The sequence below is a fragment of the Nocardiopsis sp. iso_25 genome (assembly GCF_056173305.1).
The window spans coordinates 712,861-727,706 of record NZ_CM149667.1; the positions used below are offsets into that span (position 1 = coordinate 712,861).

Sequence of the window (14,846 nt, forward strand, 5' to 3'; positions counted from 1 at the left end):
AGGCGCCGGGGGTGGGACCCCCCCTTTTTTACCAGGCTAGAGCCGCGCCGGGCCCCGCGGGAGCGCGGAATCCGGCCTGTGGACGGGGGAGGGGCGTCCGACACCCATCGCGCCCTTCAGTCGACGTGTGCCGGTCCCGGGTCGGCCCAGTGCCGGTGCAGCAGTGCGATCTGCTCGGGCAGCACCCGCGACACCGACAGCTCTGGCAGGTCGTCCACGTCGAACCATGCTCTGGCACTGGTCTCGGCGCTGCTGAAGGCGCGGTCGCCCGTCCCGTCGCTGCCGAAGGCGGGACCGCCGGTCCCGGTGCCGCCGGAGGCGGGGGCGTGGTCGGCCAGCGGCGCGCACACGAACAGGAGCTTGTAGATGTGGCGGTCGTAGACCGGCACGTGGGGCCACAGGTGCCGGTCGAGGGCCCCGGCCAGGTGGATCGCCCGCACGGCCAGCCCCGCCTCCTCGCGGACCTCGCGTTCGATCGCCTCCCTGGGGCTCTCCAGGACGTCGCACCACCCGCCGGGCAGGGTCCAGCGGTGGCCGTCGGAGATCTCGCGGACGAGCAGGACCCGGCCGGAGGGGTCGAAGACGCCGCCGCGTACGTCGAGCTTGGGAGTGGTGTAACCGGCGGCCGAGGCCACTTCGGGCTCGTACCCGGGGAGCTCCCCGGCGGCCACCATCTGCATCAGGTCGCGGGCCAGGGCGCCGACGCGGTGGAACCGCCCGATGTCGAACTCGTTGGTGCTGTACGCCAGCCCCGACTCCGACTGCGCCGTCAGCTCCATCGCGATGCGCCGGATCCGTTCGGCGGGTTCCGTCATCGTCACGCCCTCCTCCGGGGCTCGCGGACCGGCCCGCAGGGACTCCTGCCCGCCGCGGGCGCCGACGGAACCCGCCCGCGGACACGAAGAGGGGGCACCCGGTCGCCGGGTGCCCCCCACTGGTGCTGACGACCGCTCAGCCGCGGTTCTCACTGAGGCCGGTGTGGGCCTCCTGCAGGAAGCCCTCGCTGACGGCGCGCAGCTCGGTGGCGGACTCGCTCTCGCCGCCCTCTTCGGTGCCGTCGCTGTTGGCCGCCAGGGAGAAGAGCAGGTAACGGCCCCACTGGCCGCTGCTGCCGTGGCCGCCGGAGTGGCCCAGGCGCTCGGCGGGGCTGCCCTCCTCGCCGGGCAGACCGGCGAACCACTGCGCGGCCACCAGGTCCTGGGCCTCCATCGCGGTGGTCGCCTCCTCGCCGGTGGGCATGGCGGCCACGCCCACGGTCACCGCGTGGCCCTCGTCCTCGCTGAGGTAGGAGGCGCGCACCATCTGGCGGCACTCGTTGTCGGCGAGCACCTGGCCGTAGTCGCCGTGGGCCCCGGCGGCGCAGTCCTCGGTGTCCTCGACGGCCACGCGGGTGAACGTGCCCTGGCCCTCGACCTCCATGCTCTCGGGGAAGAGGGCCTCCGCGTCGAGCGCGCCCGGGTCGTCGGCCTCGTCGGCGACGGTCGCGGCGTTCGCGCCCCCCGAGCCCATGCTGGTGGCGAGGAAGAACGTCCCGCCGCCCGCGAGGACGAGCAGCGCGGCGAAACCGGCGATCATCATGATCCGGCGCTTGCGGGCGCGCGCGTCCGCGCCGCCGTCACCGTACCGGTCGTCGTCGTAGCCGTCGTAGTCGTCGTAGTCGTTGATCCCCTGGGCGTCGAACTGCGCGGTGTCCACACCGGCGTCGTCGGGGACCTCGTCCCGGAACAGGGGACGGCCGCCGGGCGAGGCGGGGACGGAGCCGGGGACGGGGCTGATGTGCTGCGTGGCGCCCATCGCGTCCGGGGGGAACACGGGCTCCTCCCGGCCGGGCGCCGGGAGCGCGGCGGGGGGCTGCGGCGGGCCCTGGAAGGCCTGCTGGGCGGTCGGGGGCGCCGAACCGGGGGGCATGCCGGGGGGAGGGCCGACGGGCGCTCCGGGGTGGCCGGGAGCGCCGGGACGGCCCTGTGGCACGCCCTGCGCGCCGGGGGGGAACCCGGGGACGGGGCCCTGGGGTCCGGGGTGCTGGCCGGGGGCGTGCGGCGGCACGGGGGCGCCGGGAGGGAGCGCTCCGGGCGGAAGGGGCGGCCCGGGGCGGCCCGGGGCGGCGTTCTGTCCGGGGGGCGCGTGCGGGCCCGGCTGCTGGCCCATGCCCGGGTGGCCGCCGGTGGGAGCCTGGTGCGACTGGTGGCCGCCGGTAGGGGCCTGGTGCGAGGGGTATCCGCCGGTGGGCGCCTGCATCGGCGCTTGGCCGCCGGTGGGGGCCCCGTGCGGCGGGAACTGGCCGCCGGTGCCCTGAGGAGGCTGTCCGGGGTGCACGGGCGCCTGCTGGCCGCCGGTGCCCTGCTGGGGCTGCCCCGGACGATGAGGGGCCTGGCCGCCGGTGGGCGCGCCCGCCTGGCCGCCGGGGTAGCCGGGCACGCCCTGGGGCAGCCCGCCCTGGCCGTACTGCGGGTTCTGGGGACTCTGCGGGCCGCTCGGGGGCTGGGGCGGGGCCTGCGGGCCGCTCGGTCCGCCGTGGAGGTCCTGACGGACGCCGCCGGGGTAGCCGTGCTGCTGCCCGCCCTGGCCGTACGGCGGTATCTGGGGGCCGCTCGGCTGCGTGGGAGAGTGGTGCTGCTGGTACGGGGGATGCTGGTCGGGCGGGGGCGCGCCATGTGTCTGCTGTGGCCCCGATGTGGGATGCTGGCCCTCGGCATGGGAGGGCGCTGACCCGAGCAGGTCCTGGCCGTCACCGGCCTCCGGCCCGACGGGTCTGCCGTCGGGACCGTACTGTGGCTGGTTCGGATGGGTACTGATGGGAGTCTCCGAGGGCTCTGGGGGTGGGACTGGGCCGCGGTCCACCGGCACGTGGCCTGGGCCGCGCGGTGCCGTCCGTTCCGGGTTCCCGTGGTTTCGGCGACCGTGACGGGCGTCTCCAAGGCCGTGTCGGTGCCCGTCATAACGGGAGCAGACCGGCCTTTCGGTGCAAGCGTAGCCAACGCAGGGGCGGGAACAGGACGAAGCACTCCCGGCAACGGGCATAATAAAAGACGGAGAGGTCACGGATGTGACCCCGTGCCGGTGTTTTCCCCGCCGAGCGCGGTCCGGCCGGTCCGCCCCGCCGCTGGCTTTGACCTGCGCGGCGGTGGCCAGGTAGGATATTCCGTCGTTGTGCGTTGAGTTGCCGTGGGCCCCGATCGCCGGGCGCCGATCCACGCACCATCGTCTGCGCACTCACCATTCGGAGAGTCCTGTGACATGGCACGGGATATCCGGCCAGACGCCCCCGCAACCGCGGGTGTGTATACGAGTCCCCCATCCCCGCACGGGATGGGGCAGCCGACTGAAGAGCGAAGGCAAACGATCGTGCGCACATACAGCCCCAAACCAAACGATGTCCAGCGTCAGTGGCACGTTGTCGACGCTACCGATCTCGTGCTCGGGCGTATGGCGAGCCAGGTTGCCACGCTGCTTCGGGGCAAGCACAAGCCGTACTACGCGCCCCACATCGACACCGGCGACTTCGTGATCGTCGTGAACGCCGACAAGGTCGCCCTGACCGGCAAGAAGCTGGAGCAGAAGCGCGCCTACCGCCACTCCGGCTACCCGGGCGGCCTGCGCTCCGTCTCCTACGCCGACCTGCTGGAGAAGAACCCCGAGCGGGCCATCGAGAAGGCCGTCAAGGGCATGCTCCCCAAGGGCTCCCTGGGCCGCCAGATGGCCAAGAAGCTCAAGGTGTACGCCGGTCCGGAGCACCCGCACCAGGCCCAGCAGCCGGTTGCGTTCGAAATCACCAAGATCGAGCAGCCCGCCTAGGCGTTCGCAGACTTTTACAGAGAGCACGAGGAGAACCGTGGTCGAGCCCACCGGCATCGAAGACGTCGAGCAGGAGTACGTGGAGAACCCGGAGGAGTTCCCCTCCGAGTACACCAGCGAGTCCGACGAGAACGCCGCCGCCTACGTCCCCACCGCGTCCGGCCCCAGCGCCGGCACCGGTCGACGCAAGCAGGCCGTCGCCCGTGTCCGCATCGCCCCCGGCGCGGGCGAGTGGAAGGTCAACGGCAAGTCGCTTGAGGCGTACTTCCCGGACAAGGTCCACCAGCAGACCATCAAGGAGCCGTTCGTCTCCCTCGGGTTCGACGGCGCCTACGACGTCTTCGCCCGTCTCGACGGCGGCGGCACCAGCGGCCAGGCCGGCGCCCTGCGCCACGGCATCGCCCGTGCGCTGGCGTCCCTGGACCCGGAGAACAACCGCCCGACCCTCAAGAAGGCCGGTTTCCTGACCCGCGACGCCCGCGAGGTGGAGCGCAAGAAGGCCGGTCTCAAGAAGGCGCGCAAGGCTCCCCAGTTCTCCAAGCGCTAGTGCTCATGCGCCGGCACCCGCTCGGCTGAGCTTCGGCCCGTACGCCGTTCCCACCACCGGGACGGCGTACGGGCCTTCGGTTTTCCCGGTGGCTTGTCTGGGCCACCCTCGCTACTCCACCGGCGCCACGACCCGGCGCCGTCTTCGAAAGGGGCTGTCCGCCTGTGGCTCGGCTGTTCGGAACAGATGGTGTACGCGGTGTCGCCGGTCGGGACCTGACCGCCGCCCTCGCGCTGGAGCTGTCCGTCGCGGCGGCGCGGGTGCTGACCCGCGGCGGTGACGGGGCGCGGCCCAAGGCCGTGGTCGGTCGCGACCCGCGCGCCTCCGGCGAGTTCCTCGAGGCCGCCGTCGTCGCGGGCCTGGCCAGCACCGGCGTGGACGTGGTGCGCGTGGGCGTGCTGCCCACCCCTGCCGTGGCCTACCTGACCGGCGCGCTCGGCGCCGACTTCGGCGTGATGCTCTCCGCCAGCCACAACCCGGCCCCCGACAACGGCATCAAGTTCTTCGCGCGGGGCGGCCAGAAGCTGGAGGACGCCCTGGAGGAGGAGATCGAGGGCATGCTCGGCGTGCCCTCCACCCCCGCCGTGGGCGACCTCGTCGGCCGGGTCACAGACGCCGACGACGGCGCCGAGCGCTACGTCGAGCACGTGCTGGCCTCGGTGCCCCACAGCCTCAAGGGCCTCAAGGTCGTGGTGGACTGCGCCAACGGCGCCTCCGCCCTGGTCGCGCCCGAGGCCCTGCGCCGCGCGGGCGCGGAGGTCGTGGCGATCGGCGACCAGCCGGACGGCCACAACATCAACGACGGGTGCGGCTCCACCCACCTGGAGGTGCTCCAGGAGGCGGTCCGCCTGCACGGCGCGGACGCCGGTATCGCCAACGACGGCGACGCCGACCGCTGCCTGGCCGTGGACGCCGAGGGTCGCGTGGTGGACGGCGACCAGATCCTGGCGATCCTGGCCACCGAGGCCAAGGAGGAGGGCAGGCTCGCCCAGGACACGCTCGTGGTCACGGTCATGTCCAACCTGGGCCTGAAGCTGGCGATGGAGCGCGAGGGCATCACCGTGGTGGAGACCGCGGTGGGCGACCGCTACGTGCTGGAGGAGATGAAGCGCGGCGGGTTCGGCCTGGGCGGCGAGCAGTCCGGGCACGTGATCCTGCTGGAGCACGCCACCACCGGCGACGGCGTCCTGACCGGCCTGCACCTGCTGGCCGCGATGGCCCACCGCGAGCAGGGCCTGGCGGAGCTGGCCAAGGTGATGACCCGCCTGCCGCAGGTGCTCGTCAACGTGCCCGACGTGGACAAGGCCCGCGCCAAGGACTCCGCGGAGCTCGCGGCGGCCGTGCGCGAGGCCGAGGAGGAGCTGGGCGAGACCGGCCGGGTGCTGATCCGGCCCAGCGGGACCGAGCCCAAGGTCAGGGTCATGGTCGAGGCGCCGGAGCAGGAGCAGGCCACCGCGGTGGCCGAGCGGCTGGCCGCCGTGGTGCGCTCCGCGCTCGGCTGAGGGCAGGACTCCTTCCACGCGCACCCGGGCACGCGGACGGCCGGGTGCGCGTTCTCATGTGTGGCTGACCCGCGGAGCGCGGGTCCGAGGCGGTGGAGTTGGTCACGGTGGCGGACACGCGGTACGGGCACGCCCTGACGATCGGGGTGGACATCGGAGGGACGAAGGTGGCCGCCGGTGTGGTGACGCCCGGCGGGCGCATCCTGGCCCGGCTGCGCACGGAGACCCCCGAGCGCAGCAAGAGTCCCGCGGTCGTGGAGGACACGATCGTCTCGGTGGTGCGGGAGCTGCGCCGGGAGTTCCGGGTGCGCGCCGTGGGCGTGGGCGCCGCCGGTTTCGTCGACGAGCGGCGGGCCAACGTGCTGTTCGCCCCGCACCTGTCCTGGCGCCGGGAGCCGCTGCGCGACGCCCTGGCCCTGCGGCTGGGGCTGCCCGTGGTGGTGGAGAACGACGCGAACGCCTCCGCCTGGGCCGAGGTGCGCGCCGGGGCGGGCCGGGGCGTGGACAACGTCGTGGTGGTGAACCTGGGTACGGGCATCGGCGGCGCGGTCGTGCTCGACGGGAGCCTGCACCGGGGCCGGTACGGACTGGCCGGGGAGTTCGGGCACATGACGGTGGTGCCGGGCGGCCACCGCTGCGAGTGCGGGAACCGGGGCTGCTGGGAGCAGTACGCGAGCGGCAACGCGCTGACGAGGGAGGCGCGGGAGCTGGTGGCCTCGCAGTCGCCGGTGGCGGAGGCCCTGCACCAGGCGGTGGGCGGCGACGCCGCCCAGATCACCGGGCCGCTGGTCAGCGAGCTGGCGCGCAAGGGCGACCGCGCGTGCGTGGAGCTGATGCGCGAGGCGGGGGGATGGCTGGGCTCGGGCCTGGCCAACCTGGCCGCGGCGTTCGACCCGGAGCTGTTCATCGTGGGCGGCGGCGTGTCCGAGGCGGGGGAGCTGCTGCTGGAGCCCGCGAGGGAGGCGTTCGGGCGCAACCTCACGGGGCGCGGCTACCGTCCCGAGGCCCGGGTGGCGGCGGCCGAGCTGGGCAACGAGGCGGGCCTCATCGGCGCCGCGGACCTGGCCCGGGAGGCGCTGCCCCGGTGGCACCAGCGGCGTCGACAGCGCCGCCTGGGGCGTTTCGGCAGGAGTCAGGGCTGACCGGTTCCGTCGGGGGCGGCGGCGCGCGGCCGGAGGGTGCCGCGCGCCGCGTTGCGCGGGACCTAGCGGGACAGCGCCCTCACGTCGATGTCGATCGGGAACGGCAGGTCCAGCTTGAGGCGTTCCCGAGCGACGGTGACAGGGATGTAGCGGGGTTCCTTCGTGCCGTCCAACTCGTAGACGTAGACGGCCGGGCCACCGTCCTCCCGCTCGATCCGCCAGAAGTGGGGGATGCCCGCCTGCGCGTACTTGAGGGGTTTGGTGGAGCGGTCACGGTCCTGGGACTCCTCGGACACGATCTCGACCGCGAGCAGGACTTCGTCCGGGGTGTAGTAGCTCCGGATGTCCCCTACCTCTGGGTCATCGGTGTCGCGGTAGACGAGGATGTCGGGTTCCGGGCGCTGGCGCTTACCCAGCTTGATCGTCATCTCCTCGTCCACGGCGAGCTCCGGGGGCAGCACGTCCTCCAGCACGGTGGAAAGACGTCGCTTGACCCGTGAATGAAAGCGGATCTGGGGGGAGAACACGATGAGCGCTCCGTCGATGAGTTCCATCCGGGGCGCTCCCGGGGGAAGGTCGTCCATGTCGTCGGCGGTCCAGCCGCCGGGCGGGGGCATGAACCAGTCGGGGAGCGGCTCAGCGGTCATCGAAACCTCCCGGGTCGATTCCTGAGCCCATGCTAATGCGGTCGTCATCGCCATGACAGGACGGTAGCGCTCCGTGACGACGGTGTGCGGAGGTTCCGCGAAGAACCCCGGTTCTCGGACGAAAGTCCTGTTCGGAGGGGCTACCCGCAATTAACCGAACCTGGTTCTAGTGCGGAGGCCGCATCCTCTGTAGAGTGCCGCCATGGATCTCAACGCAATCTCCGCCCTCGTCTCGGGCGGCGCGAGTGGCCTGGGCGAGGCCACCGCCAGGGAGCTCGCCTCCGCGGGCGCGACCGTCGTCGTCGCCGACCTCAACGCCGAGCGCGGGGAGGCGGTCGCCAAGGAGATCGGCGGTGTCTTCGTGCGCACCGACGTCTCCCGGGAGGACCAGGTCAAGGCTGCGGTCCAGGCCGCCGTCGACACCGGCAAACCCTTCCGGGCGGCCGTGTCCTGCGCGGGCATCGGCTGGGCCACCCGCACCGTCGACCGCAGCGGCAACCCCCACGACCTGGACAGCTACCAGAAGGTCATCCAGGTCAACCTCATCGGCACCTTCAACGTGCTGCGCCTGTCCGCGGCCGAGATCGCCAGAACCGAGCCGGTCAACGGGGACGGCGAGCGCGGCTCCATCGTCAACACCGCCTCCCTCGCGGGCATCGAGGGCCAGATCGGCCAGATCGCCTACTCCTCCTCCAAGGGCGGCGTCATCGGCATGACCCTCCCGGCCGCCCGCGACCTCGCGGCCGTCGGCATCACGGTCAACACCATCGCCCCCGGAATCCTGGAGACGCCCATCTACGGCGAGGGCGAGGCCGCCGAGGAGTTCAAGCAGCGCCTGGCCGCGCCGGTGCCCTTCCCCAAGCGCCTGGGCACCGCCGAGGAGTTCGGTCGGCTCGCCCGGGCCCTGCTGGAGATCAGCTACGTCAACGGCGAGGTCGTCCGCATCGACGGCGCGCTGCGCATGCCGCCGAAGTAGGGAGGGCACCGTGTCCGACGAGGTTCTCTACACCGCCGAGGACGGCGTCGCCGTCATCACCATCAACCGGCCCCAGGCCAGGAACGCGGTCAACGCCGCGGTCGCCGCACGCGTCGCCGAGGCGCTCGACGACCTCGACGCGCGCAAGGACCTGAGTGTCGGCATCATCACCGGCGCGGGCGGCACCTTCTGCGCCGGGATGGACCTCAAGGCCTTCATGCGCGGCGAGGTCCCGCTGGTGGAGGGACGCGGGTTCGGCGGCTTCGCCGAGCGCCCGCCCCGCAAGCCGCTGATCGCCGCCGTGGAGGGGTACGCCCTCGCGGGCGGGTTCGAGGCCGTGCTCGCCTGCGACCTGGTCGTGGCCGCCGAGGACGCCAGGTTCGGCATCCCCGAGGTCAAACGCGGCCTGGTCGCAGGTGCGGGCGGCCTGCTGCGCCTCCAGCACCGCATCCCGCGCAACATCGCGATGGAGTTCGCCCTGACCGGCGACTTCGTCGAGGCCCCGCGCCTGGCCGAGCTCGGACTGGTCAACCGGGTCACCGCCAGCGGCGGGGCCCTGGAGGGCGCACGCGAGCTGGCGGCCCGCATCACGGCCAACGGCCCGCTGGCGGTGCGGGTGTCCAAGGAGGTCATCACCTCCTCCGACGACTGGCCCACCGAGCGGATGTGGGAGAGGCAGAACGAGCTGACGGGTCCGGTGTTCGTCAGCCACGACGCCATGGAGGGCGCGGCGGCCTTCGCCGAGAAGCGCGCCCCCGTGTGGAGGGGCGAGTAGGCCCCGGACGCCCTGCGGCGGCCGTCCCCCCGCCCGGGGGCGGCCGCCGCGCGCTGTCGGGCGCGCCGCGGCGGGAGCCGGTGCGCGCACGTGCCCTGAGCTGCGGAGGGCCCCGGCCGCCGTGGAGTGTTGTGCGTCACGGACCGGCGTGACGGGATCCAAGGCGCGCCGTTCCCTTCGGCCCCACGGAACGGGGACCGCCGCGGCGGGTGCCCCGGCGGGTTCGCTGAGGGCGCCGCGGCCGGGCCCCCGCTCGGCCGACATGTCCGAGGTGGGGGTGCTTTCGCGGGAGCGCGCGTCCGCCCGCGCGCCCGCGTGCGAGGGGTTCCCCTCCCCGGCGCGGCCCCGGCGGCCCCCGGTGCGCGCCCTCCCGTCCGGGCGGGGAGGAAGTTCACGCAATTCCAGACGGTTTGAAGTCATGGGTTAACCTGGGTTCTACTTTGCCCACCTTGTCCTGTCCTGTCGGTCGTTCCGTCTCTGCGGGCTGACAGGAGCGGGAGCCTGATCCACCCTCCCCCCACACCCGGTAGACCGGGCGCGCGTTGGCGCGACCTCCGCTGTGCGACGGGTGTGTTCGGATCCGCGGAGCCTTGGAGTCATTTGTGGTCGCACTCAGTGTCGTCGTCCCCATCTACAACGTCGAGAGGTATCTCGACGAGTGCCTGCGCTCCCTGCAGGTGCAGACATGGGACGATCTCGAGGTCGTGATGGTGGACGACGGGTCCCCTGACGGCAGCGCGGCCATCGCGGCCCGGTACGCCGAGCAGGACCCCCGCTTCCGGCTGATCCAGCAGGAGAACGGCGGCCTGGGCGCCGCCCGCAACACCGGCATCGAGCACGCGCGCGGCGACTTCATCACCTTCGTGGACAGCGACGACGTGATCCCGTCCTACGCGTTCGGCTACCACCTGGAGAGCCTGCGCCGGAGCGGCTCGGACTTCTCCAGCGGCAACGTCCACCGCCTCAACGAGCTGGGCACGCGCCAGTCGCCCATGCACCGCAGGATCTTCCGCACCGCGAAGACCGGCACGCACATCACGCGCGAGGACACGCTCCTGGTGGACCGGCTGGCCACCAACAAGGTCTGGCGCCGCTCCTTCTGGGACAAGCACGGGATGACCTTCCCCGTCGGCGTCCTGCACGAGGACATCCCCGTGGCCATCCCCCTGCACTTCCTCGCCGAGTCGGTGGACGTGCTCTCCGCGCCCGTCTACCTCTGGCGCGAGCGCCCCAGCGACGACAAGTCCATCACCCAGGACCGGCTGCGCCCCCAGGCCCTGGAGGACCGCGTCAGCGCGGTCACCAAGGTCAGCGACTTCCTCAGGGAGAACCAGCCGCCCCTCCAGAAGCGCCGGTGGGACGCGGTCGCGCTCGGCAGCGACCTGCGCCTCTTCCTCCAGGTGCTGGACCGGGCCGACGCGGACTTCAAGCAGAGGCTCGTCGAGCTCGGCAACGCCTACCTGGACCAGGTGGACGACAAGGTGCTGCGCGACCTCCCCGCCATCGAGCGCCTCAAGTGGCACCTCGTCCGGCAGCGCAAGGTCGAGCAGCTGCGCGAGGTCATCGTCTTCAACAAGAGTGCCGAGCACAAGAAGGCCAAGATCGTCCGGCACGGGATCCGCTACTACGCGGACTACCCGTTCAAGGACGACCCCGCCCAGGGCGTGCCGCGCTCGGTCTACCGCGTGCGCTCGGAGCTCAAGCTCCGCCAGAAGGCCGAGGAACTCGCCTGGGTCGACGGCAAGCTGGTGGTCGGGGGCCGGGTCTGCCTGAAGTACCTGCGGCCCAACAAGCGCCTCCAGCAGCAGGTCCGCGCCTGGGCGGTCAACGCCGAGGACGGCAGGCGCGTGCGGCTGAACACGACCACGCACCAGGCCAACGAGTTCCGGCTCGCCCCGACGGTGGCCACCTCCCGCAAGGACTGGGGCGGCTACCGGATCGTCATCGACCCAGCCGAGCTGGGGGACGAGGGCGACTGGTACGTCGAGCTGGGCGTGGTCAACCGCGGCTTCCGCCGTGTGGACCGCCTCAAGAAGCCCGCCGCGGCCGACGTCCGGATGCTCGGCCCCGAGCAGGTCCGGCCGGGCGTGTGGGCCCGCCCGCACTGGGTGGACGACTTCGAGCTGCGCCTGACCGTCGAGCGCCCGGCGGTCGTCCTCGACGGCTCCGCCGTCGAGGGCTCCTCCCTGGTCCTGAGCGGCCGGGCGACGGGAACCCCGGCCGAGGGCCTGAGCGCCTACGTCCAGCGCTTCCCCGGCGACGTCGAGGTCCCCGCGAAGGTGGAGACCGACGGCGCGTCCGTGCGCGTGCTCGCCGACCTGGCCGCCCTCACCGACGGCTACCGGGAGCGGGACGCGGTCGCGGGCAGCGACCCCTACGAGGACTGGTCGGTCCACCTCAGGGACGGCTCCGGCCGCTCCCGGTGGATCCCCTTCGCCGAGGACGGCCCCGAGGGCCGCTACGCGCACTCCGGCCTGAGCGTGCGGGTGCTCCCCGACTTCGCCGGGCGGACCAGGGTCCGGGTGGAGCGGCCCCAGCCCCTGCTCACCGCCGTCTCCTGGGACGACGACGTCCTCGACCTGCGAGGCGACTTCCCCGAGACCTCCACGGGAGACCTCTCCCTGGTGGTCAAGGCCGTCGGCCGGATGGAGGAGCACCTGTTCCCGGTGGAGGCCGCGGACGGCAGGTTCTCGGCCTCGGTCCCGCCCACCGCGATCCCCAACTTCGGCACGAAGGTGCCCCTCACGCCCGGCAACTACCGCTTCCTGCTGCGCACCGCCACCGGCGACAACCAGTGGGACGACCGCCGGATCGGCTTCTCGCAGGAGCTGCGCACCGCCAAGTTCCCCGCCCCCGAGAAGGAGGGCGGCTTCGACCTGGAGCTCAAGCCGGACGGCCGCGGATGGCCCGTGCTGCGCCTGGGCTCGGTGCTGCGTCCGGAGGAGCAGGGGTCCTACGCGCAGCAGGTCCTGCGCGAGGAGGTCTACCCCAAGCTGCGCCGCAAGCCGGTGCAGCCGGGCATCGTCTTCGACAGCTACACCGGCAAGCAGTTCTCCGACAGCCCGCGTGACATGTACGAGGAGCTGCGGCGGCGCGGTGTGGAGACGCCGATGTCGTGGATGGTGCGCAACCGCCAGATCACGCTGCCCCCGGGGCTGACCGAGGTCCGGCACACGAGCCGCGAGTACTTCGAGGCGCTGGCGCGCTCGGAGTTCATCGTCTCCAACGCCCACCTGCCCATGTGGTTCGAGAAGCAGCCCGGGCAGAAGGTCGTGCAGACCTGGCACGGATCGATGCTCAAGCGCATCGGCTTCGACATCGAGCACGTCCAGTTCGCGGGCCGCAACTACCACGACCGGCTCCGGCACGAGACCAACCAGTGGGACTACCTGGTCTCCCCGAGCCCCTGGGCGACCCCGATCCTGCGCCGCGCCTTCGGCTTCGAGAACGAGATCCTGGAGACCGGCTACCCGCGCAACGACATCTTCCACCGCCCCGAGCGCGAGGCGGTGACGGAGACGGTCCGCGAGCGCCTGGGCCTGCCGGAGGGCAAGAAGGTCATCCTGTACGCGCCCACCTGGCGCGACGACAAGTTCTACTCCGCCGGCAAGTACAAGCTGGACCTGCACCTGGACCTGCGGCGGCTGTACGACGCCCTCGGCGACGACCACGTGCTGCTGTTCCGCAGGCACCCCAACATCGTCGACCGGGTGCCGAACGTGGGCAAGGACTTCGTCTTCGACGTCTCGGCCTACCCCGAGATCCAGGAGCTGTTCCTGGTCACGGACATCCTCATCACCGACTACTCGTCGCTGATGTTCGACTTCGCCAACACCGGCCGCCCGATGCTGTTCTTCACCTACGACCTGGAGGAGTACCGCGACAGCCTGCGCGGGTTCTACTTCGACTTCGCCGAGACCGCCCCGGGCCCGCTGCTGCGCACCTCCGACGAGGTCATCGACTCGATCCGCGACATCGACGGCGTCCAGGCGGCCCACAGGGAGCGGTACGAGGCCTTCGTGAACCAGTTCTGCCCCCTGGACGACGGCAAGGCCGCGGCCCGGGTAGTCGAGCAGGTCTTCGGCAAGCTCCTCTGAACCGGACGGGTTCGGGGGAAGGCAGGGGCCGTGCCGTCCGGCGCGGCCCCGCGACAGGGAGGGTGAAGAGGGCCTTGAGGATTCTGCTCACCGGAGGAGCCGGGTACATCGGCTCCCACACGGCGGTCGAGCTGGTCGCGCGCGGGCACCACGTGGTCGTCCTGGACAACCTGGTCAACAGCAGCGAGGAGGCGGTGCGCCGGGTCGAGAGGATCACCGGCGCGCGGATCCCGTTCGTGCGCGGCGACTGCACCGAGCGCGGCGTCGTCGAGCGCGTCCTGGCGGAGCACGGCATCGAGGCCGTGGTGCACTTCGCCGGGCTCAAGGCGGTGGGGGAGTCCGTCAGCCAGCCGCTGCGGTACTACCGCAACAACCTGGACGCCCTGTTCACGCTCGCCGAGGCGATGGACCGCGCCGGGGTGCGCGACCTGGTGTTCAGCTCCTCGGCCACCGTCTACGGCGACCCCGAGACGGTGCCGATCGCCGAGGGCAGCGCGCTGCGGGTGACCAACCCCTACGGCGCGACCAAGCTGTTCGGCGAGAGGATCCTGGAGGACCTCGCGGTGAGCGCGCCCGACTGGCGGATCACCGTGCTGCGGTACTTCAACCCGGTCGGCGCCCACCCCAGCGGCCTCATCGGGGAGGACCCCAACGACATCCCCAACAACCTCTTCCCCTACATCTCCAAGGTCGCCGCGGGCACGCTGCCCGAGCTGACGGTCTTCGGCGACGACTACGACACCGAGGACGGCACGGGGGTCCGGGACTACCTGCACGTGGTGGACCTGGCCCGGGGGCACGTCGCGGCGCTCGACCACCTGGCCTCGCAGAAGGGGCTCAGGGCCTTCAACCTGGGGACGGGGACGGGCACCTCCGTCATGGAGGCGATCCGCGCCTTCGAGGCGGCCTGCGGCCACACCATCCCCTTCCGGGTGGGGCCGCGCCGCGACGGCGACATCGCCACCTGCTTCGCCGATCCGGGACTGGCCAACCGCGAACTGGGCTGGAAGGCCGAGCACACGGTGGCCGAGGCCTGCGCCGACGCCTGGCGCTGGCAGTCGGCCAACCCCGACGGCTACAGGTGACGCCGCGGAGCGCGGAGTGAGGCCGTCCTCCGCGCTCCCCGGCCTCCGGTGCGCCCCGCCGCCGGGACGACCTTCTCCGAGCGCCGAGCGTCGACGAGACGATGTCGAAGGAAGGGCGGAACCGGGCATGGAACACGACTGGGACGAAGAGCTCGAAGAGTACGAGGAGGGCGAAGAGCACTTCTACGACGACGAGGGCGCCTTCGGCGTCGGGCTCCCGCCGACGGCCGGGCCCGCCCACGAGGAGTGGACCCGGCGGGACTGACCCCGAAGGGTCCGC

The 14,846-nt window shown here is 72.4% G+C and carries 13 protein-coding genes; 10 read left to right on the top strand and 3 right to left on the bottom strand.

Features of this window, described 5'->3' with window-relative positions:
* Positions 1-116 precede the first annotated feature (116 nt).
* Together AC0VX6_RS03340 and AC0VX6_RS03345 are read right to left on the bottom strand one after the other, a co-directional pair.
* Positions 117-815: an NUDIX hydrolase N-terminal domain-containing protein gene (locus AC0VX6_RS03340; RefSeq protein ID WP_475467351.1), complete on the bottom strand. Its 699-nt coding sequence runs from the start codon at positions 813-815 to the stop codon at positions 117-119.
* A gap of 136 nt (positions 816-951) precedes the next feature.
* Positions 952-1,908, bottom strand: a complete 957-nt coding sequence (locus AC0VX6_RS03345; protein ID WP_475467352.1) for a hypothetical protein — start codon at positions 1,906-1,908, stop codon at positions 952-954.
* 357 nt (positions 1,909-2,265) lie between these two features.
* Here AC0VX6_RS03345 and AC0VX6_RS03350 point away from each other — a divergent pair, with 357 nt between their 5' ends.
* The 5 genes from AC0VX6_RS03350 to AC0VX6_RS03370 all read left to right on the top strand — a co-directional run bounded on the left by AC0VX6_RS03350 (position 2,266) and on the right by AC0VX6_RS03370 (position 6,986).
* Positions 2,266-2,709, top strand: coding sequence for a hypothetical protein (locus AC0VX6_RS03350; RefSeq protein ID WP_475467353.1), 444 nt, complete (start codon positions 2,266-2,268; stop codon positions 2,707-2,709).
* 636 nt (positions 2,710-3,345) lie between these two features.
* Positions 3,346-3,795, top strand: a complete 450-nt coding sequence (gene rplM / locus AC0VX6_RS03355; protein WP_019610106.1) for a 50S ribosomal protein L13 — start codon at positions 3,346-3,348, stop codon at positions 3,793-3,795.
* A gap of 37 nt (positions 3,796-3,832) precedes the next feature.
* Positions 3,833-4,342 (top strand): 30S ribosomal protein S9, encoded by a 510-nt coding sequence (rpsI, locus tag AC0VX6_RS03360; protein ID WP_017567323.1) that lies wholly within the window; start codon positions 3,833-3,835, stop codon positions 4,340-4,342.
* A 164-nt stretch (positions 4,343-4,506) separates the two neighbouring features.
* Positions 4,507-5,844: a phosphoglucosamine mutase gene (gene glmM / locus AC0VX6_RS03365; RefSeq protein WP_013156147.1), complete on the top strand. Its 1,338-nt coding sequence runs from the start codon at positions 4,507-4,509 to the stop codon at positions 5,842-5,844.
* Positions 5,845-5,951: 107 nt separating this feature from the next.
* Positions 5,952-6,986 carry an ROK family glucokinase gene (locus AC0VX6_RS03370; RefSeq protein ID WP_475467354.1) on the top strand — a complete coding sequence of 345 codons (1,035 nt, stop codon included), beginning with the start codon at positions 5,952-5,954 and terminating at the stop codon, positions 6,984-6,986.
* Between the two features lie 62 nt (positions 6,987-7,048).
* Here AC0VX6_RS03370 and AC0VX6_RS03375 read toward each other — a convergent pair whose 3' ends face one another.
* Entirely contained in the window at positions 7,049-7,633 is a 585-nt protein-coding gene (locus AC0VX6_RS03375; RefSeq protein WP_475467355.1) for a Uma2 family endonuclease, read from the bottom strand.
* Between the two features lie 202 nt (positions 7,634-7,835).
* On the opposite strand from AC0VX6_RS03375, the gene AC0VX6_RS03380 reads away from it, so the two are divergent.
* From AC0VX6_RS03380 to AC0VX6_RS03400, 5 genes are all read left to right on the top strand, one after another.
* Positions 7,836-8,609: an SDR family NAD(P)-dependent oxidoreductase gene (locus AC0VX6_RS03380; protein ID WP_274976149.1), complete on the top strand. Its 774-nt coding sequence runs from the start codon at positions 7,836-7,838 to the stop codon at positions 8,607-8,609.
* Positions 8,610-8,619: 10 nt separating this feature from the next.
* Entirely contained in the window at positions 8,620-9,384 is a 765-nt protein-coding gene (locus AC0VX6_RS03385) for a crotonase/enoyl-CoA hydratase family protein (RefSeq protein ID WP_475467356.1), read from the top strand.
* Between the two features lie 602 nt (positions 9,385-9,986).
* Positions 9,987-13,481, top strand: a complete 3,495-nt coding sequence (locus AC0VX6_RS03390) for a bifunctional glycosyltransferase/CDP-glycerol:glycerophosphate glycerophosphotransferase (protein ID WP_475467357.1) — start codon at positions 9,987-9,989, stop codon at positions 13,479-13,481.
* A gap of 74 nt (positions 13,482-13,555) precedes the next feature.
* On the top strand, positions 13,556-14,566 hold the full coding sequence (galE, locus tag AC0VX6_RS03395; protein WP_274976152.1) for a UDP-glucose 4-epimerase GalE: 1,011 nt from the start codon (positions 13,556-13,558) through the stop codon (positions 14,564-14,566).
* Positions 14,567-14,693: 127 nt separating this feature from the next.
* Positions 14,694-14,831, top strand: a complete 138-nt coding sequence (locus tag AC0VX6_RS03400) for a hypothetical protein (RefSeq protein ID WP_274976153.1) — start codon at positions 14,694-14,696, stop codon at positions 14,829-14,831.
* The last annotated feature ends 15 nt before the right edge of the window (positions 14,832-14,846 follow it).